Here is an 18,363-nt window from a genome sequence, read left to right on the forward strand (position 1 = left end):
TCAGAGTACCACATTTCAGATATTTATATCATGACATCTTGTTTCGGAATCTATGCTGTACAGTGTATGGATTCCGAAATAAATTCGGAATGACAGTATGAAATTCAGAATGGCAGTATAAATTGTCTTGCGGCGCAGTTTAGGCTGTGTTTTTTTGCAGGAATTGATTTCCGTGGCGGTGAGTTTACTTTGATTGAAGTATTTTGCATTATGTATTAAAATAGAACATTATGGGTGGAAAAACTGAAAATAAAAATCAGACAGTAAAAAAAATATCTGCGAAAAATATAAAGCCGTCAGCTTCGGCGGCAAAAAAAACAAAGAAAGCCGCGCCTGAAAAAAAATCAGCGGCAAAGCCTAAAGCTCAGACAAAGAAAACTTCTTCAGTAAAAGCCAGGGAAACCTCTGTTGTTTCAAAGACTCCGGATGTTTCTGTTGTAAAACTTCCTGCAAAATCCGCCGCGCCGAAAAGCAAGGACTACGGCGATGATAAAATCATTCACCTTGACGCGCTCGAGCATATCCGTCTGCGCTCAGGAATGTATATCGGACGGCTTGGAGATGGCTCCAATCAGAATGACGGAATTTATATTCTGCTCAAGGAAGTTGTTGACAATGCCATAGACGAATTTATCATGGGCTTTGGAAACAGAATTGACATTGAAGTAAAGGACAACCGTGTGAAAGTCCGCGACTATGGCCGGGGAATTCCGCTTGGAAAAGTTGTCGAGTGTGTTTCAGAAATCAATACAGGCGCAAAATATAATGACGATGTGTTTCAGTTTTCAGTGGGAATGAACGGCGTTGGAACAAAGGCTGTGAATGCGCTTTCTTCGTATTTCCGTGTTGTTTCTGTTCGCGCCGGGCAGTGCGCTGAGGCTGTTTTTGAGCAGGGAAAACTTACAGGGCACCGCTCGGGAAATTTAAAGCAAAAGCAGCCGGACGGAACTTATTTTGAATTTGTCCCAGATGAAGCGATTTTTGGAAAATACAATTTCAACATGGAGTTTGTGGAAAAGCGCGTCTGGAACTATGCCTATCTTAACGCCGGTCTGACTTTAAAGCTGAACGGAAAAGATTTTAAAAGCGACAACGGGCTTTTTGATCTGCTCAACAAGGAAATCGAGGGGACTTCTCTGTATGCGATTGGAAGCTATCAGGGCGAGCGGCTGAAATTTGCCTTTACCCATACGAACAATTACGGGGAAAATTATTTTTCATTTGTAAACGGACAGTATACTGCGGACGGCGGAACCCACCTTGCGGCGTTCAAGGAAGGATTTGTAAAAGGAATAAATGATTTTTATGGAACTTCCTATAAAACTGAAGATATCCGCGAAGGAATGGCGGCCGCTGTTCTTGTAAAAGTCAAGGAGCCTGTCTTTGAAAGCCAGACAAAAAACAAGCTCGGCAACACGGACATACGCCAGTGGATTGTGTCGGAAACACAGAGCGGACTTGACGACTGGCTTCACCACAACCCCGAGGCTGCAAAGAAAATTCAGGAAAAAATTCAGGCGAACGAAAAGCTCCGCACAGAGCTGAGCGCAGTAAAAAAAGAGGCGAAGGAAGCCGCAAGAAAAATCAGCATAAGAATTCCAAAACTCAAGGACTGTCGCTTTCATGTTCAGGACGGAGCAAAGGGCGCAAACAGCATGATTTTTATCACCGAGGGAGAATCCGCTTCCGGCACAATGACACATTCGCGCAACTCTGATTATCAGGCGATTTTCAGTCTGCGCGGAAAGCCCGAAAATATGTACGGAAAAAAACAGAGCGAAATTTACAAGAACGATGAGCTTTATCAGCTTATGATGGCTCTTGGAATTGAGCAGGATGTTGAAAATTTAAAGTATTCCAAGATTGTGATTGCAACGGATGCTGATAATGACGGCTTCCACATCAGGAATCTTGTGATGACTTTTTTCCTGGGATATTTTGAGGAGCTTGTAACTTCCGGCCGTATTTTCATTCTGGAAACTCCTCTTTTCCGCGTGAGAAATAAAAAGGAAAATATTTACTGCTACAGCGAAGATGAGCGCGACAAGGCTCAGAAAAAGCTCGGGGCTTCCGCGGAAACAACACGGTTCAAGGGGCTTGGAGAAATCAGTCCGTCTGAATTCAAGGATTTTATTTCCCCGGAAACAATCCATCTTACGCCCGTTGAGATAAGCCAGCTGAAAATGGTTCCAAAGCTTCTTGCATTTTACATGGGAAAGAACACACCGGAACGAAGGGCTTTTATCGAAAAGCATTTGCTGAGCAATGCTGACATAGATGCATAGGAAATTTTAAAATGGCATTTGTAAAAAATTTATTCGACAAGAATTTTATAGAGTACGCCAGCTATGTTATACGCGACCGCGCGATTCCTGATCTGGAGGACGGACTCAAGCCGGTTCAGCGCAGGATTATGCACACGCTGTTCAACATCGATGACGGAAGAATGCACAAGGTTGCAGGTGTTGTAGGCGACTGCATGAAATTCCATCCGCATGGAGATGCCTCGATCGGAGCCGCCCTGGTTGTTCTTGCAAACAAGGAAATTTTTATTCAGCGGCAGGGAAATTTCGGAAACCTGTACACGGGCGACAGCGCCTCTGCTTCGCGCTATATTGAATGTTGCGTTCATCCCATCGCAAAAAAATTTCTGTACAATCCGAATATCACGGAGTATGTTCCCAGCTATGACGGAAGAAGCAAGGAGCCTGTTGTGTTCCGCGCGAAAATTCCGGTTGTGCTTTTGGGAGGCGCAGAGGGAATCGCAGTCGGAATGTCCACAAAAATTCTTCCATATAATATAAAGGAAGTTCTTGATGCTGAAATAAAGGCGCTTCGCGGACAGCCATTTAAGATTTATCCTGATTCCCCGACCGGCGGACTTATGGATGTGAGCAACTACAATGACGGAAACGGAAAGATAATTACCCGCGCGCGCTTTGACTTAAGCGATGAAAAGAAAATCGTCATAACGGAGCTTCCGCTTGAAACAACATCCCGGGATCTGCTTGATTCGATTGACGCCGCCTATAAAGCCGGAAAAATCAAAATCAGCTCTGTTGAAGACTTTACAACTGACCACTGCAATATTGAAATAAAGCTTCCGCGCGGTGTGTATGCAAAGGATGTTGAAAAAGCCCTGTATGCATACACGTCATGTGAAAAATCCATAGCCTGCCAAATGCTTGTCATCAAGGATAATATGCCGATTGCGATGACTGCAACAGAAATCATAAAGTATTATGCAAAGAAACTTACCGGCATTATAAAGGACGAATTGGAATTTGAGCGCGAGTCTTTGACAGAGGAGCTTCATCAGCGCACCCTTGAGCGCATTTTTATTGAAGAAAGAATTTATAAGTCAATCGAGCAGATGAAAACTGAAGAGGCTGTAACCGCGGCTGTAAAGGAAGGTTTTGTTCCGTTCAAGAATGAGCTTGTCCGGGATATTTCCGATGACGATGTTGAAAAGCTTTTGAAAATTCCGATAAGACGGATTTCGCTTTTTGACATGAATAAAAACCGCAGCCAGGTCAAGGCAATCAATGAGCGGCTGAAGGAAATTGCCCGCCGCCTTAAGCATCTGACAGACTGCGCCATTGAATATCTTGACGGAATCCTAGGCGACCTTGAAAAATTTTCAGAGCTTGACCCGAAGCAGAATCACACTGCGATAAATCCTGCGCTTCTTGAGCGGCAGACAGAAATAACTTCGTTTTCAGCGGTCAATGCAAAGCAGATTGTGCAGCGGGACACTCCTTTGCGCTACGACGACAAGGGGTATCTTGGAATTGCTGTGAGCGGCGGCCGGGAAATTTTAAAAGTCACTCCGTTTGACCGCATTATTATTGTCAGAAAAAGCGGACTCTGGACAGTCTTTGATGTGCCCGACAAGCTTTTTGTTGATTCAGGAATCTGGTTCTGCAATTATGCGGACAAGGAAATTATCAGCAAAATTCTTTTTACAATAATCTACCGCGACCCCAAGACAAAATTCTGTTTTATAAAGCGCTGTAGAATTTCCGGCTGGATTATGAACAGGGACTACAGCTTTGCTCCTGACGGAATGGAAGTTCTTCATGTTGATACCAGGGAAAAATTTTCTTTTACTCTGAATTACGTGAAAAAGCCGCGCATAAAAATTACAGCCCAGAATTTCAAAGCCCAGAATTTTGAGGAGAAAGGCCTGAAGTCAAACGGCGTTCGCCTTGATTCCAGGGAAGTTGAATCTGTGCAGGTTGAAGATGCTGCTGTGCAAGCAAAACTTGATTTATAAGGAAAATCGGAATTACAGAAATGAATTGTAGGGAAAAAATGAAAAAGCCTGAATACCGCAGAATGTATGAGGTTCTAAAAAAGCGACTGTCTGAAAACATAATGTATGCCATTATGCAGGTGTTTCTTTTTGACATCATAATGTCTTTTTTAATTACAAGCGGATTTTTTCCGGTTTATATTTCGAATGGCTCTGCTGCAGGATATGTGGTTTCCGCTGTTCTTACCTTTATGATGCTTGTTGTTGTGTTTACCATGGTCTACGGACTTATTTCCAGTTTTACAAATATTATTCTGGGAAAAAAAATTGCGCCGGGCGGAATGTTCTCTGGCTTTATTGAAAATTCAAGGACTGTGTTCAACGCTTCTGTGTTCTTTTCGGTGCTTGTGGTTTTTGTGACTGCTGTTTCCATTGCGCTGACTTTTTCCCTTGAAGAAAAAATTATCGCATTTTTTTCTTTTCCGCAGATAGAATTTGAGCATCCTTCGCTTACTCCGGAACTGTGTAAAAAAATATCAGATTCATTTTCGCTGTGCATGTTTTTTTCGATGGCTTTCTCTGTGCTTTTTGTCCTGCTCATTACTCCGTTTATTTTTACATGGAATGTCATTCTTGAAAATAAAAAGGCGACTTTTAAAGCCGCAGTAAAGAAAACGCTTTTTGTTATCTGCGGAAGATATTTTCATTACATGGGCTTTGTGATTTTTTCGTGCCTGAAAAATACGGTGTTTCTTTTTATCTTGATTTTTCTAAAGGCTCTTGCTTTTCAAAATAATTTTCTTTCGCTTTTGATTGGATTTTTCGCTTTTATTCAGTGCCACACAATTTTTTCAAAGGCTTACTTTTGTATTCCTATTTATTATTTTTCATTTTTGAGTGTCAACGGAATGACTGGCGGAGCAGGCAATGAACATTCTTCTTGACAAGGCCAGGGCTGAGCTTGTTATAAAAAAATCACGTTTTATTGCGGAGGTTTTTCCTGTGGAAAACCAGGCGGGCGCACGGGAAACTCTGCACCAGGTAAAGCAGCAGTATTTTGATGCAACCCACGTGGTTCACGCTTTTGTAGTCGGTCTGAATGCTGAAACCTGCGGAATGAGCGATGACGGTGAACCCGGAGGAACTGCCGGCCGTCCTGTGCTTGATGTGCTGAAGGGGAGCGGCATTACAAATATTCTTCTTACCGTCACACGGTATTTCGGCGGAACACTCTTGGGAACAGGCGGACTGGTGCACGCATACAGTGAAAGCGCAAAGGCTGTGCTTTCTGTGTGCAGGTCGGAGCTTTACGTTGAAAAGAGCAGTTTTTCTTTTTCATGCGGATATGATATTTACCAGGCACTGAAGCGGATGTTTGAAAGCTACAGCATTTCAAATTTGTCTGAAACTTTTGCCTCTGATGTTTCTGTCTGCGGACAAATTTTTTCTTCCGAAAAGGATGCGTTTTTGGAGCAGATAAAAAATATTTCAAAGGGAACTGTAAAGTGCATTTGATTCCCGCGGAATTTCAATCAGTGTAATTTTTTTGATGCAGTGCCTGTTTTGCGCAAAAAATATTTTCAGCATTTTAAAGCCCGCAGTAAATATTTTTGTGCAGGGCGCAGCGCGGATTGAAGCGGCTTTTGCATCCGGGGCAGAACGACAGTGCGCTGTATTCCCTGTAGCTGAAAGTGCGTCCGCAGACTCCGCACATCACGGTGTCTTTTTCATCATCTGAAACGGCTGAAAATCTGTGGTCTTCTGATTCATCGTGGCACTTGTAGCAGGCATAGAATTTTTTGCAGACGGAACATTTGTTGGCAATCACATCGAGCGGCGAATTATAGTGAATGCATCTTCCCTGCTGATCTGTGAGTTTTCCGTGGATTTTTCCGCCTGTGTTTTTCATGCGTGCATTTTAGCCAAAATCATGGCGGACGTCAAAGCGGACATTTTACAGCGGCACTGTGCTTTTTGGGGAATTTCAGCGCATTTGAATTTTTGGGCGATTCTATCTATAATTGATTTATGGAATGCGGTTCATTGATTTATGAGGAGCTTGAGCTTCCTAAAAAGGGAGACAGGGTTGTTGTGGGACTTTCCGGCGGAGTTGATTCCACTGTAACAGCGATGCTTTTAAAGGAAAGGGGCTGCCATGTAACGTGTGTTACCATGTCGCTGTGGCAGGAAGCTGATCTTAATCTGCCGGATGATTATAAAATTCCCGACAGTTGCTATAGTCCTCGGGAAGTCGAGGATATTGAGGAAAACCGGAAATTCTGCATGGAGCAGAACATTCCTTATGTTGTTGTTGATGTAAAGCAAAAATATCAGCAGGAAGTCATAGAATATTTCAAGCGCGAGTATAGAAACGGGCGCACTCCAAATCCGTGCATAAGGTGCAACCGCTTTATAAAATTCGGCGCAATGCTTTCGGGGCTGGGCAGCATGGGAATTGACTATGATTATTTCTGCACCGGGCATTATGCAAAGGCTGTCCGCGGATTGAGTCCGCTTTCTTCTGTCTATGGCGAAAATGCCTCAAAGGACGAAAGGGGAAGCCGCCACCCAGTTCAGATTCACACAGCTTCCGACATTGCAAAAGACCAGGCTTATTTTTTATACAGAATTCCGAGCGAAGTTCTGGAGAAAGTCCGTTTTCCGCTTGCAGGGCTCAGCAAAAAAGAAGTTTTTGAATTTGCCCGCTCACGTGGACTGAAGGCCGCGGAAAAAGAGGAAAGCCAGGACTTTATTCCCGCTCCCATGCTTGAGTTCATGTTCAGGGACAAGCCTTCTGTTCCCGGGGATTTTATCGACTTGGACGGAAAGCGGCTTGGACGGCACCGAGGAATCGAGCATTACACAATAGGGCAGAGAAGAGGCCTTGGAGTGAGCGCGCCGTATCCGCTGTATGTCGCCGAAATTGACAAGGAAAGAAATCTTGTTGTTCTGGGCAGGGACAGCGACTTGTTCTGCACCGGGCTTATTGCGGACGATTTAGTGTGGCCGGGTGATTATGATCCGGCCTGCGAATTTGATGCCATGGTAAAAATCCGGCTTGCCTCTAAGCCTGTAAAAGCCCATCTGTCGCCGTACAAGCCTCTGGAAAACGAGCAGTTCTGCGGTTCATGCTATAAGGTTGTATTTGAAGAGCCGCAGCGCGCAGTTGCTCCGGGGCAGTCCGTTGTGTTTTACCGCGACGGAATAACTCTTGGCGGCGGAATTATTTCAAAAGCCCTGAGGTGAACTTAAAGAATATTTCCGCTGTTTTTTCAGGGCTGCGTTTTTCTTGAATGTGCGGGCTTAGTATATGTCAAGCTTGTATGAAATTGACGAGGCTGAATTCAGTATGTTTACAACTGTGATTCCAAGTGTGCATGAGCCTTTGTTCAGCTGTACAATTCCTGCAAGCTGTCTTGTGCTGTCAGGATAAATTTCCTTTACACTGTAGTGGCTGTTTCCGCTTACACCGAGCTTTCCGCTGCTTTCCGTTAAAACATCGTATGAAATGCTTTCCACGGTTGTGCCGTTCACAGACACGATTGTCTTATAGGGAACGGCTACATTTTGCCTTGTTCTGTAGACACGGTATTTTCCAGCCGGAAGCCTGCGCTCGATTAAAAGATTGCGGCTTGTTCCATTGCTGTCTATGAGTGTTATTGTGCCGGCTGAAAGCGGAAGCTCTTTTCCTGTGCGCGGCATGAGAATTCTTGGATTCACGGCCGAGCTGTTCTCTGAGTCAAACACTTTGAATTCAAGGTAGCTTTCTCCTTCCTGCCATCCGCTGTTTCCGCTTATTCCCAGATATTCTCCGGATTCAACACTGCCGTCTGCTTCTATTTTCGCTGGAATGGAGCCGTCGTCAAGATTTGAATAAACTGTTGAAAGCCCGTCATTGTGCGAAATGATGATGGAATTTCCCAGCGCGGATTCAAACCATCCGAAGTCGTCGCTGTGGTCTGAAATCACCGCAATGACTTTTCCCTTGTCAGCCGCCTTGATTTCGGAGCTGTCCTTGAATATCAGCGATGAGCTTATAGTGTTTCCGCGCAGCTGTCCAAAGTATGAAAAAAATGAATCAGTCTGTATTTCCTTCTGGGGCCAGTCGAACGAAACCGCATAAAAACCTGCGGCGGCAAGCACCAGTGCGGATATTGTTTTTTTCATTTTGCTTCCTCCGGGAAAATAAATTTTTCAAAGTCCCTTATTTTCTTGATATTGAAATTTTTGAAATCTTTGTGTTCCTGCCTACAAAAAGCGAATTTCCTTCTGTCTGAATAAAAGCGCTTTCGCCTTCAAAGCTGAACGATGCCATCGGGTACACAAAGGATTCAAGAACTGTCACTGTGTATTTTTTTTCATTTTTGCTCAGAATAAAAACCAGCTCTTTGTTGTCTGAAAATTCAATCTGGGAAATTTTTCCCTTGACCGGGATTTTTCTGCTTGCTGCTTTTTTTAAATTTACGATTCCAAGAAAATCATTTCCGTTGAAGTAAACAAAATCCGAATCCGGCGAAAACTTTACAAGAGTCTGATGCACAACGGATTTTTCAAGATATTCATGAAAAATAATTTTTGAGTGCCCTTCGTTTTTTTCCGCCACTATGAAACGCTGCTGATCCTGCCCGGAAACACATGCCAGTTTTCCGCCGTCCTCGGAAATCGCGGCTCCCAGAATAACGCCGTTTTTGCTTCCGCCCGGGGAAAATTTCTGGTCTACTTTTCCGTCCGGCAAAAATGAAATCACCGTTCCGTCTGCGTAGCCTGCGACAGTTCCGCCTTTGCTGGATGAAAATGCTGTGATCGGCGAGTAGTGGTCATAGCCCCATTCCATGTTTCCCTGCTCGCTGCATTTTAAAAATGAAGTTCCGCCGGGCTGCATTACGTAAATTCTGTCCTGCTGAAAAAAAGGAAAGCCTGCCTGTTTTATTGTTCCAGCCTTTGTTCCGTCCGCAAAAAAGAATTCAGCTTCTGTGCTGCTCGGCGAAAAAAGCGTGTACCATTTGTCTGAAATCGAAGCTTTAAAAGGAAATGTTGTCACCGAAGTGATTTTGCCGTCGCTTGAAAAATATCCGATGTTCTGTGCCAGCCTGAAAGGAATCAGTCTGCTGTTTTCTGAGCTTGCCTGGAGATGGGAAATGTCCTCTGTCCATTCAGGCGTAAAGTGGATTTCGTGGCTCATTGGGCGCACAGAAAGAATGATATACAGCAAGCAGAATATCGATGCTGCGGGAATAAGCAGATTTTTTTTCTTTTTATTGAAATTCATAATGATTTATTCTATATAAACCGCTGATAATTTTCAATATTTTGCGGATGGCTGATTTGCGCGGAAAGTTTTGCTCCGGGCTTTCTGCTAGCTGATTGAAAAACTGTGGTCGCTTCCGCCGTGAATTTTTTCAAGTGCCGGCCTGAGCTGCTCTGTCCAGAAAGTGTCGTTTATTTTATAGCCTCCTGAAGCATATCCGATTTTTCTGTCTGCGCGCACTTTTTCGCCGTGGAAATCGCTTCCGCCTGTTGAAATCATTCCGAGTTTTTCCGCAAGATCCCTGAGTTTCTGCGCCTCCGAAAGCCGTGCTCCCGGATGGTAGGCTTCAAGACCTTCAACGCCTGAATTTTTTATCTGCGCCATGGTTTCATGCATTTTGCCCCAGGAAACGTACATTGAAAGCGGATGAGCCTGCACGGGAATTCCCCCGGATTCTTTTATGGCCTGAACCGCCTGCGCCAAATCCGCGCCTTCCTTGCTGACATAGCACGGCCGCCCCTTTGCAAGAAAATTGTCGAATGCCTGCTGCGGCTTTTTTACAATGCCTTTTTCCGCAAGAAGTTTTGCTATGTGAGGCCTTCCTATTGTGAGCGCGCCGGATTTTTGCAGAAGCTCTTCGTATGTGATGTCTATCTGCTGCTCCTGAAGTTTCTGGATTATTTTTAAGTTCCTTGAATTCCGCTCCGCCTTGAGGAATTCGATAAGCTCAAGAAGTTTTTTTCCCTGATGTTTCAGCCCAAGCCCAAGAAGATGAAATTCTCCGGTCGGCCATTTTATGGAAACTTCTATTCCGGGAACAAATTCAATTCCCAGATTCCGAGCCTTTTCCTGCGCGCTGGGAATTCCATCGATAGTATCGTGGTCTGTGAGCGCAATCACTGAAATTTTCTTTTCAGCGGCATAGGAAATAAGCTGTTCAGAGTCAAGTGTACCGTCTGAGGCGGTTGAATGGGTATGCAAGTCTATCATGCAGAATTCTCTAAGACAAGGTAGCATAAACAAAAAAAAAATGATATACTAAACGTGTATAGTTGTTTTCAGGTAACTGTCCTGATTCGTGCGAGTGTTTCATACCTCCGCTTTTGCATCGGGGTTGTTGATTTGTTTTTTTACGAGGAAATATATGTCTAAAGTTGTTCAGTTCAGCAGAGGCTCTATTATATTTTTTGAGGGCGACAAGGATGAGAATATTTATATTCTTCAGTCCGGCGCAGTTGCCTTGAGAAGCATGGATTTGGAGACTGGGGAGCAGGTTTCAGAGCAGCTTCATATAGGCGAATTTTTCGGAGTAAAAAGCGCGCTTGCAAGAATGCCGAGCCTTGTTACAGCATCGGTTCTGCTTGATTCTATTGTTGTGCAGTTTTCTGTTTCTGAATTTGAAAAGATGTTCGGCGCAAAGGCTGTTATCACAGAAAAAATGCTCAGGGTTTTCAGCAAGTCGCTGAGGGACATTCACAGAAAAACGGAGCAGTATCTTGGAGGAAGCAGCATTTCGATTTCCCCGGAGCACGGAATGTATATGGTCGCCAAGGCTTTTTACAAGGGCGAGCAGTACAAGAGCTGCTATGATGTTCTTTCCAGAATATTGAAGCTGAATCCCGATCCGCTGAACAAGGCGGATGTTGTAAAGCTGCTCAATGATTCCAATCTGCGCAGAGGGCGCGAAATCAGCAGCGGCGGTTCGTCCGAGGATGCGCTGTCAGATTCTGAAAGCTTTGCGATAAACCAGTTTTCGCTCCCTGTTTTTGACCGCTTTACCAAGAAGTACCGCAGAGGCGATGTTATTATAAGCGAATATGAGCCGGGCGAGACATTTTATCTTATAAAATATGGTGAAGTTCAGATTGAAAAATGCATAAAGGATCAGAATAAAATTCTTGATATTCTTGGAAGCGGTGCATTTTTTGGTGAAATGGCAATCCTTGATAATTCACAGCGAAGCGCTTCCTGCGTGGCAAGAACTGATGTTGCCTGTCTTGAATTCAACAAGGAAAATTTCAAGGCGCTTGTTCTTGGAAATCCGCAGATTGTCATGAATCTTCTGAAGCTTTTCTGCAAGCGTATTTATGACCAGTACCGCCAGTTTAAAATAGTTCTGATAAAAGATATTTCTGTCCGTATCTGCGATGTTTTCCTGATGTACGATGAGCTTGCCGGAGGAAATTCCAGAAAGCGCGATGACGATGGAAATTCCAAGCGCAAATTTTCTGTTACTTCAGAGGACATTGCAAGCTGGGCTTCGATTCCGCTTGACCAGGCAAAATCCTGCCTTATGCGTTTGATGGACCGCGGAAAAATCCAGATATTTGAAGATCATATCATTGTTTCCAATATTCACGATATGCGCAGAATGGTTGATTCTTACTACATGAAGCTGGAATCAATTTCAAAGCAGCCGCTGATTTAATTCGTGCGGCAAAGTTCACACCTCGTTATTCCGCTGAAAAAAAATGACGGCTGCCTGTGTTTTTTTCTTCAGCCCTTTTTAGGCTTTCAGCTCAAGTCCTATGCAGAATGCTTTTCCGGCCGGATCTCCAAGCTTGAGATAGTTTTTGTTCACAGGGTCGTAGGCAATCGGAGCAAGTTTTTTTACGTCAACTTTTCCTTCCGCATCAAGAACTGAATCATCAATGCTGATGTTCAGAATTTCCCCGAACAGATGGCAGGATTTTTCATCGTAGCTTATGAGCTTACATTCAAGCACAAACGGGAATTCCTGTATGAGCGGAGCATCTGCGAATTCCGATTTCTGCTCATGAAGCCCGGATTTTTCGAATTTGCAGGGGTCTTCGTTTGCCGAAACAACTCCGAAGTAATCGCACTCCTTTACAAGTTTTTCGGTTCCGACACTTACTGTGAATGCCTTGCGGCTCATTATGTTTTTTACAGTTTTATGTGTCGGACTCAGGCAAATTCCAATCTGCCTGTCATCGCTTATTGAGCCCCATGCGGCATTCATTGCATCAGGTTTTCCGTTTTCGTCATAGGTGCCGATGATAAGAACCGGCATTGGATAAAGCCATTCCTTTGGCCCGAAATTTTTTCTCATGTTTTCCTCCGTAAAAAGTCAATGACAAAGTATACAAAAAAAACTTTGCTTGTGCATCAAGCGCGCCGCGGTTGACCTGATTTTTTGTTTGGGTAATAATTACAAAAATGCTGATTGACACGAAGCGGTTTGCCAGCAGATATTATTTTGAGGATAATCCACATTCGGATTATTGTTTTCTTGAGCGTATGAAAAACAGTGTGGTTTTAATCGGAATGCCGGGCGCCGGAAAAAGCACGGTTGGTGTTGTGCTTGCAAAAATGCTGAACTATAAGTTTGTGGACAGTGACCTTGTGATTCAGCAGAAGATGAAGAAAAAACTCTGCGACATTATTCTTGAGCAGGGAACGGACACATTCATTAAAATTGAAGACAGGGTGAATTCTTCACTGGGCATAAAAAAAACTGTTGTTGCCACAGGAGGCAGCGCGGTTTTTGGAAAAGCTGCGATGGAGCATTTTAAAAAGAACGGAACCGTTGTCTATCTCAAGGTCAGCCTTGATTCTCTTGAAAAGCGGCTCGGCAATTTGGATAGAAGGGGAGTTGTGCATAGGCCGGGGCAAACTCTGCATGACATTTACAGCGAGCGAAGCCCCCTCTATGAAAAATACGCTGACATAACCATAGATGAAACCGGACTTGAAATTTCCACCCTTGCGGAAAAAATCGCCGCCGCCCTTTGAATTATCGCCGCAGAAAATTTCAGCTTTGAGCAGGAAGCTGTTTATCTGAGTCCGAGTGTGATGTACCAGTCAAGGTCTGAATTCATGCTTCCTCCGAAAACAAGATTTCCAAGCGGCGTGTGAAGCGCAAGAAAAAGCCCTGCGCCGGTTTCAACTTTTTTATCGGAAAACAGACTGTCCGGCGGCTCCTCCTTATGGATGAAAGGATCGTATCCTGAGCTGACCGAAACCTTTGTTTCTGCAACCGCAAACAGCGGCATGCTTGCAATGCACATGAGTTTCTGCCTGAAGGAAATTCCTGCGATTGAAAAGTCGCGCCTGAGTGTTCCTGAAGGGTAGCCGCACATTCCGTCTGTTCCGCCGAAGTCGCAGTATCCGGAATTAAGCTCATAGGGAAAGCGGTTGCTGCAAAAAGTATATGAAATGCCCGCTGAATTTTTCTCGTCCAAAATCTCGAATCTTTTTTCGGCGGAAAATCTGAGGTTGTACACAGACACAGGGTTTCCCGCTGAATTTTTGTTTTTGCTGCTGATATCCAGAAGGGCTTCTATTTTTTCACCGTATAGCATTATGTAGTTGTTGTGCAGCGAAGTGAATATAATTTCGTTGTGCAGATAGCTGGTGTTGTGCCATTCATTTGTGGAATTTATTTTGTCGGCTGAATAGGCGATGCCTGCCTTGGCTGAAAAATAATCCGTGTGCTTGAATCTTATTCCACCGAAAAAATTCATGCCCCTGTCTTCCGCCGATTCCTTTTCGTTGAAAACATTGCTTGTCTGCGGTGAGCAGCTTCCGTATTTTGCGGAGGCTTTTAAATCCAGGTTCAGCTCTCCTGTTTCTGAGCGGAAGATTCTGGGGAAAAATTCAGTGTCGAATACTGTTGTGTTTCCGAATGAAAGCCTGAAAAGCGATTCAAGCGGCGAGCGGAGAAAAACTCCTATAGTGAAATCCGGACTTACAGCAAGATATTTTTGCGGCTTGTAGTTCGTAACTGAAACAGATGAAAATCCCGAGAAAAAAATATGGTTCATTTTCTGTTCGTAGTGGTTTGCAAGAATTTCAAGTGTTGCCGCGCCGTCTTCGTCATAGGACAGAGAGTAGACAAGGGAAGAAAGATGGTAGCGCTCCTTCAGCCGATCAAGTTTTTTTGCAAGCTGTTTTTTTGCCGCGCCGTCAAGTTTCCGCCCTGTGAATTTTTCAAAGTCTTTTTCTGATGGAATCGGAACAGGCTCGGTAAAAGAAATGTCCCGGACTGAAACTCTGCTTATAAAAGGATCGGGAAGCCTGCTGTATTCGCCTTCGCGGTTGTAGTCCAGTTTTTTTAAAGTTCCTCCGGCTGATTCAATCTGCCGCGCAAGCTGTTTTATTTTTTCCCTGTTCTGCTCAACGCACCGTTCTCCTGCCCTGACAATTTCAGACGGCTTTTGGAAATCAAAAGTGCTGAAGCTGGAAAGATCCGGCTTGAAAACAAAATCCGCGTATTCGTACTGCTCAACTGCATTTGATGAAATCACAAGGTTGAAAATCTGCACAGCGATTGAGTAAAAGTCAGACAGCGTTTTAGGATCTGTGTCCACTACGCTTGCCACGTCAACCGCAATAACAATGTCCGCTCCCATTTCCTTTGCAATCTGCACGGGAAGATTATTCCTCAGTCCTCCGTCCATTGCGTAAAGATTATTTTCCGTGGGCGCAGGAGTGAACACAGCAGGAATGGAAATGCTCGCCCGCACCGCCCTTGTAAGGGAGCCGCTTTTAATGATAATCTGCTCGCCCGTCACTGCATTCACCGCAACTGCCCTGAATGGAATAAACAGCCTGTCAAAATCTGTTATGTCCGCAACTTTGCACAGATGGTTTGTAAGCTCGCAGAGAATTTTCTGATCTCCCACAAGCCCCGGCGCGGATCCGAATTTTCCATCTGAAAATGAAAAGGACAGGCCGTCAGTTTTTTTTGAAAATGCCTCGGGCGGAATTTTTTCTGGAGTGGCAGGACGCTCATTCAGAATTGTCATAAAATCCATGGACAGAAGCGTGCTCCTGATTTCCTTTGGCGTGTAGCCGGCCGCGTACATCGCACCAATGAGAGAGCCTATGCTTGTTCCCAGAATCATGTCGGGAAAAATGCCTTCGCTTTCAAGAGCTTCGATGATGGGAATTTCAGCAAAACCCTTTGCGCCGCCTCCGCTCAGAACAAGAGCAATCTTGGGCTTTTCTGCGTAAACTGACACGGGCAAAAGCAGCGCGCATAAAACTGCGGAAATAACATGCTTGAAATTCATAAGGGAAACATATCATATTTTGAGCGTTTCGAGAAACCCATTTTAAAGCTATCTTAAAAAACTTTGATTTTGGATTTTCAGCTGGCTTTGCGGAGCTTTGCAAAAAAAAGGCGGCTCTTTACGCAAGATTGTTTTTTTCGTAAAATAGCGTCCTATGGAATTTACTCAAGAAAAAATAGACGCATTGTCAGTTAATGAAGTTGAAATCATGAAGAAAATCGCCGGGGAGCTGAATATCCAGGTTCCGCAGGTGAGCGCAGTCATCAGCCTTGTTCAGGAAGGATGCACTATTCCTTTTATTGCACGTTACCGCAAGGAAAAGCACGGCTCGCTCGATGAGCTTCAGGTTCGCGAATGTGACCACCTGTTTACTTCCTATAGAAATCTGGAGGAACGCCGCCTTGAAATCGTAAAGGGAATTTTCAGCCAGAACAAGCTCACTGAATCATTGTATAACGCCGCAATGGGCGCAAAGACACTTTCTGAGCTTGAGGACTTGTGGGCTCCGTTCAAAAAGAAAAAGAAGACACGCGGAATGGTTGCGCAGGAAAAAGGACTTGAGCCGCTTGCAGATGCAATGTACGAGCTTTCGGATGATGCGCTTCTTGAAAAGGCAAAGGAATTTATAAAGACAGACAACGAGGATTCTTCCCTCAATGTTGAAACCGCGGAAGCTGCCATTGCCGGTGCGCGGGATATTGTTGCGGAGCGTGTAGCCCAGGACACAAAGAACCGCGAGGATGTCAGAAAGCTTTACATGGACACAGGTTCGGTTGTTACAAAAGGAATTGTTCCTGAAGGACAGGATGCGGAAACTGTTGAAAAAACTTCCACATATAAAATGTACTGGGACTACAGCGAGCCTCTGAGCCATGTCAAGCCGCACCGCATACTTGCAATAAACCGCGCTGAGCGTGAGGGCGCTCTTGAAGTTATAATCGATGTGGATGTTGAATCCGCCGTGAAGCTGCTTCTGAAAAAATATTCTTCAGTGAACAAGGAGCTTCCTGCTGCGGTTGAAGATGGAGTTGTTAGGCTTTTAAGTCCTGCTGTTGTCCGTGAAATTCGCAGCGACGAAACTGATGAGGCTGACGAGCATGGAATCGGAATTTTCAGCGAGAATCTAAAAAATCTTTTGATGACACAGCCGATAAAGGGAAGCCGCGTTCTTGGAGTTGACCCTGGAATCCGCACGGGAACAAAATGCGCTGCCCTTGACGAAACCGGAAAATACCTCGGGTACTTTTTGATAAAACAGGTCTCTGACCCGGAAGGCTCATACAAGGCGATCAATGATGCGATTGACAAGTACGACATTCAGGTTGTGGCTGTTGGAAACGGAACCGGAAGCCAGGAAGTTCAGGCGATTGTAAGCAAGGTTATCAGCGAAAATTATTCGGATGTGATGTATACAGTTGTAGATGAAAGCGGAGCTTCTGTTTATTCTGCAAGCGACATTGCGCGCGAGGAATTCCCTGAGCTGGATCTTACAATCCGCGGCGCTATTTCAATGGGAAGACGTCTACAGGATCCTCTCGCCGAGCTTGTTAAAATCGACCCCAAGGCTATCGGTGTTGGACTTTACCAGCATGATGTCAACCAGAAAAAACTTTCAGATACACTGGACGAAGTTGTAGGCTCCGTTGTGAATCAGGTCGGAGTGAATCTGAATACAGCAAGCGCAAGCCTTTTGAAGTATGTTTCTGGAATCAACAGTTCCCTTGCGAAAAAAATAGTTGCCTACCGCGATGCAAATGGAAAAATCACAAGCCGCGAGGAGCTGAAAAAAGTTTCGGGGCTTGGCCCAAAGGCGTTTGAGCAGTGCGCTGGATTTCTGAAAATTCCTGAAAGCTCCAATCCGCTGGACAACACGTGGGTTCATCCTGAAAACTACGAGGTTGCAAGCGAAGTTCTTCCGCTTGTTCAGAGGAAGGAAAAAATTTCCGCGGAGCTTAAGAGTCAGCTTGAGGAAAAATACAAGATTGGCGAAACCACAATAAATGATATCATTGATGAGCTTTTCAAGCCAAACCGTGATCCGCGCGACGGCTACCCTGCGCCGATTATGCAGAAGGGCGTGCTGAATTTTGAAGACTTGAAGGTTGGCATGAAGGTTACTGGAAAAATCAAAAACGTTGTTGACTTTGGCGCGTTCGTTGATATCGGTCTGCACGAAACAGGACTTATTCATATTTCAGAGCTCAGCGACAATTTTGTTTCCGATCCGATGGATGTGATTAAAGTTGGCGATGTCAAGGAATTTACAATAATCGATTTGGACACTGACAGAAAGAGAATCAGTCTTTCGCTGAAGTCAGATGCCGCTTCCCGTCCTGCCGGGGCATCGTCGGGCGCAAAGAAAAAAGTCGTTGTTGTAAAAAAACATTCTGCCTCAGGTGAAAATGCTTCATTTGACAAGACCAGAAAGCTGCACAGGGAAAAGCAGAATTTCGGCAGCGATGACGGAATGTACTATAATCCGTTTGCCGCATTGCTGAAAAAATAGCGGAAATTTCTAAAAATTCATTTTGGGGATTTTCAGAGTTCCTGCGAGTTTTAAGTCGTTGCAATAGCGCGGCTTAAAACTCGGAAAATTGTATTTTGACTTTCTATAAAAAAAACTGTTTCAGTATTGACACTTATAAGGATTTTTCCTATTATATTAAAACACATTACGACGCTGGGTAGAGCAGTTGGCAGCTCGTCGGGCTCATAACCCGGAGGCCGCAGGTTCGAGTCCTGCCCCAGCTAAACTGATAAATCCTTGTGTTACAAGGATTTACGACACTTCTAAACTATCACTGAATAGCTTAGCGTGGAACTAC

14 protein-coding genes and 1 tRNA gene are annotated in these 18,363 nt (G+C 44.5%); 9 read left to right on the forward strand and 6 right to left on the reverse strand.

The window, feature by feature from the left end; genetic code table 11:
- Window positions 1-230: 230 nt before the first annotated feature.
- Genes ACI4L0_RS00705 through ACI4L0_RS00720 form a run of 4 tightly spaced genes read left to right on the forward strand, consistent with a single transcriptional unit; the run spans window position 231 to window position 5,770 of the window.
- The gene (locus ACI4L0_RS00705) at window positions 231-2,285 is read left to right on the forward strand and encodes a DNA topoisomerase IV subunit B (protein ID WP_439798253.1); all 2,055 of its coding nucleotides are present in this window, start codon (window positions 231-233) and stop codon (window positions 2,283-2,285) included.
- An 11-nt stretch (window positions 2,286-2,296) separates the two neighbouring features.
- Window positions 2,297-4,276 carry a DNA topoisomerase IV subunit A gene (locus ACI4L0_RS00710; RefSeq protein WP_439798254.1) on the forward strand — a complete coding sequence of 660 codons (1,980 nt, stop codon included), beginning with the start codon at window positions 2,297-2,299 and terminating at the stop codon, window positions 4,274-4,276.
- A 20-nt stretch (window positions 4,277-4,296) separates the two neighbouring features.
- Window positions 4,297-5,199, forward strand: a complete 903-nt coding sequence (locus tag ACI4L0_RS00715; RefSeq protein WP_439798255.1) for a hypothetical protein — start codon at window positions 4,297-4,299, stop codon at window positions 5,197-5,199.
- On the forward strand, window positions 5,183-5,770 hold the full coding sequence (locus tag ACI4L0_RS00720) for a YigZ family protein (protein ID WP_439798256.1): 588 nt from the start codon (window positions 5,183-5,185) through the stop codon (window positions 5,768-5,770). The genes ACI4L0_RS00715 and ACI4L0_RS00720 overlap by 17 nt, the downstream gene beginning before the upstream one ends.
- Before the next feature lie 73 nt (window positions 5,771-5,843).
- On the opposite strand, the gene ACI4L0_RS00725 is transcribed toward ACI4L0_RS00720, so the two are convergent.
- Window positions 5,844-6,164 (reverse strand): CHY zinc finger protein, encoded by a 321-nt coding sequence (locus ACI4L0_RS00725; RefSeq protein ID WP_439798257.1) that lies wholly within the window; start codon window positions 6,162-6,164, stop codon window positions 5,844-5,846.
- A gap of 119 nt (window positions 6,165-6,283) precedes the next feature.
- On the opposite strand from ACI4L0_RS00725, the gene mnmA reads away from it, so the two are divergent.
- Window positions 6,284-7,501 (forward strand): tRNA 2-thiouridine(34) synthase MnmA, encoded by a 1,218-nt coding sequence (gene mnmA, locus ACI4L0_RS00730; RefSeq protein ID WP_439798258.1) that lies wholly within the window; start codon window positions 6,284-6,286, stop codon window positions 7,499-7,501.
- Window positions 7,502-7,558: 57 nt separating this feature from the next.
- Here the strand turns inward: mnmA and ACI4L0_RS00735 are convergent, their stop codons facing one another.
- The 3 genes from ACI4L0_RS00735 to ACI4L0_RS00745 form a co-directional block, all read right to left on the reverse strand.
- Complete coding sequence (locus tag ACI4L0_RS00735) at window positions 7,559-8,422, reverse strand: peptidoglycan DD-metalloendopeptidase family protein (protein ID WP_439798259.1); 864 nt, start codon at window positions 8,420-8,422, stop codon at window positions 7,559-7,561.
- A 37-nt stretch (window positions 8,423-8,459) separates the two neighbouring features.
- A complete protein-coding gene (locus tag ACI4L0_RS00740; protein ID WP_439798260.1) occupies window positions 8,460-9,524 on the reverse strand; it encodes a hypothetical protein in 1,065 nt (354 codons plus the stop codon).
- A gap of 87 nt (window positions 9,525-9,611) precedes the next feature.
- Complete coding sequence (locus ACI4L0_RS00745; protein ID WP_439798261.1) at window positions 9,612-10,493, reverse strand: PHP domain-containing protein; 882 nt, start codon at window positions 10,491-10,493, stop codon at window positions 9,612-9,614.
- 154 nt (window positions 10,494-10,647) lie between these two features.
- Between ACI4L0_RS00745 and ACI4L0_RS00750 the strand changes: the two genes are divergently transcribed.
- A complete protein-coding gene (locus ACI4L0_RS00750; RefSeq protein WP_439798262.1) occupies window positions 10,648-11,931 on the forward strand; it encodes a Crp/Fnr family transcriptional regulator in 1,284 nt (427 codons plus the stop codon).
- A 78-nt stretch (window positions 11,932-12,009) separates the two neighbouring features.
- Here ACI4L0_RS00750 and ACI4L0_RS00755 read toward each other — a convergent pair whose 3' ends face one another.
- On the reverse strand, window positions 12,010-12,573 hold the full coding sequence (locus ACI4L0_RS00755) for a flavin reductase family protein (protein ID WP_439798263.1): 564 nt from the start codon (window positions 12,571-12,573) through the stop codon (window positions 12,010-12,012).
- Window positions 12,574-12,680: 107 nt separating this feature from the next.
- On the opposite strand from ACI4L0_RS00755, the gene ACI4L0_RS00760 reads away from it, so the two are divergent.
- The gene (locus ACI4L0_RS00760) at window positions 12,681-13,256 is read left to right on the forward strand and encodes a shikimate kinase (RefSeq protein ID WP_439798264.1); all 576 of its coding nucleotides are present in this window, start codon (window positions 12,681-12,683) and stop codon (window positions 13,254-13,256) included.
- 41 nt (window positions 13,257-13,297) lie between these two features.
- Here the strand turns inward: ACI4L0_RS00760 and ACI4L0_RS00765 are convergent, their stop codons facing one another.
- On the reverse strand, window positions 13,298-15,538 hold the full coding sequence (locus tag ACI4L0_RS00765; RefSeq protein ID WP_439798265.1) for a patatin-like phospholipase family protein: 2,241 nt from the start codon (window positions 15,536-15,538) through the stop codon (window positions 13,298-13,300).
- A 154-nt stretch (window positions 15,539-15,692) separates the two neighbouring features.
- Here ACI4L0_RS00765 and ACI4L0_RS00770 point away from each other — a divergent pair, with 154 nt between their 5' ends.
- Both ACI4L0_RS00770 and ACI4L0_RS00775 read left to right on the forward strand, forming a co-directional pair.
- On the forward strand, window positions 15,693-18,044 hold the full coding sequence (locus tag ACI4L0_RS00770) for a helix-hairpin-helix domain-containing protein (RefSeq protein WP_439798266.1): 2,352 nt from the start codon (window positions 15,693-15,695) through the stop codon (window positions 18,042-18,044).
- Window positions 18,045-18,216: 172 nt separating this feature from the next.
- Window positions 18,217-18,289, forward strand: a tRNA-Met gene (locus ACI4L0_RS00775).
- Window positions 18,290-18,363 lie beyond the last annotated feature (74 nt).

Origin of the sequence: Treponema sp., assembly GCF_051883275.1 — a bacterium.
Classification (GTDB): Bacteria; Spirochaetota; Spirochaetia; order Treponematales; family Treponemataceae; genus Treponema_D.

Coding starts and splice junctions, on each gene's coding strand:
- ACI4L0_RS00755 (WP_439798263.1), bottom strand. CDS start 12,573: ATGAGAAAAAATTTCGGGCCAAAGGAATGGCTTTATCCAATGCCGGTT.
- ACI4L0_RS00725 (WP_439798257.1), bottom strand. CDS start 6,164: ATGAAAAACACAGGCGGAAAAATCCACGGAAAACTCACAGATCAGCAG.
- ACI4L0_RS00740 (WP_439798260.1), bottom strand. CDS start 9,524: ATGAATTTCAATAAAAAGAAAAAAAATCTGCTTATTCCCGCAGCATCG.
- ACI4L0_RS00760 (WP_439798264.1), top strand. CDS start 12,681: ATGCTGATTGACACGAAGCGGTTTGCCAGCAGATATTATTTTGAGGAT.
- ACI4L0_RS00745 (WP_439798261.1), bottom strand. CDS start 10,493: ATGATAGACTTGCATACCCATTCAACCGCCTCAGACGGTACACTTGAC.
- ACI4L0_RS00750 (WP_439798262.1), top strand. CDS start 10,648: ATGTCTAAAGTTGTTCAGTTCAGCAGAGGCTCTATTATATTTTTTGAG.
- ACI4L0_RS00715 (WP_439798255.1), top strand. CDS start 4,297: ATGAATTGTAGGGAAAAAATGAAAAAGCCTGAATACCGCAGAATGTAT.
- mnmA (WP_439798258.1), top strand. CDS start 6,284: ATGGAATGCGGTTCATTGATTTATGAGGAGCTTGAGCTTCCTAAAAAG.
- ACI4L0_RS00705 (WP_439798253.1), top strand. CDS start 231: ATGGGTGGAAAAACTGAAAATAAAAATCAGACAGTAAAAAAAATATCT.
- ACI4L0_RS00735 (WP_439798259.1), bottom strand. CDS start 8,422: ATGAAAAAAACAATATCCGCACTGGTGCTTGCCGCCGCAGGTTTTTAT.
- ACI4L0_RS00765 (WP_439798265.1), bottom strand. CDS start 15,538: ATGAATTTCAAGCATGTTATTTCCGCAGTTTTATGCGCGCTGCTTTTG.
- ACI4L0_RS00770 (WP_439798266.1), top strand. CDS start 15,693: ATGGAATTTACTCAAGAAAAAATAGACGCATTGTCAGTTAATGAAGTT.
- ACI4L0_RS00720 (WP_439798256.1), top strand. CDS start 5,183: ATGAACATTCTTCTTGACAAGGCCAGGGCTGAGCTTGTTATAAAAAAA.
- ACI4L0_RS00710 (WP_439798254.1), top strand. CDS start 2,297: ATGGCATTTGTAAAAAATTTATTCGACAAGAATTTTATAGAGTACGCC.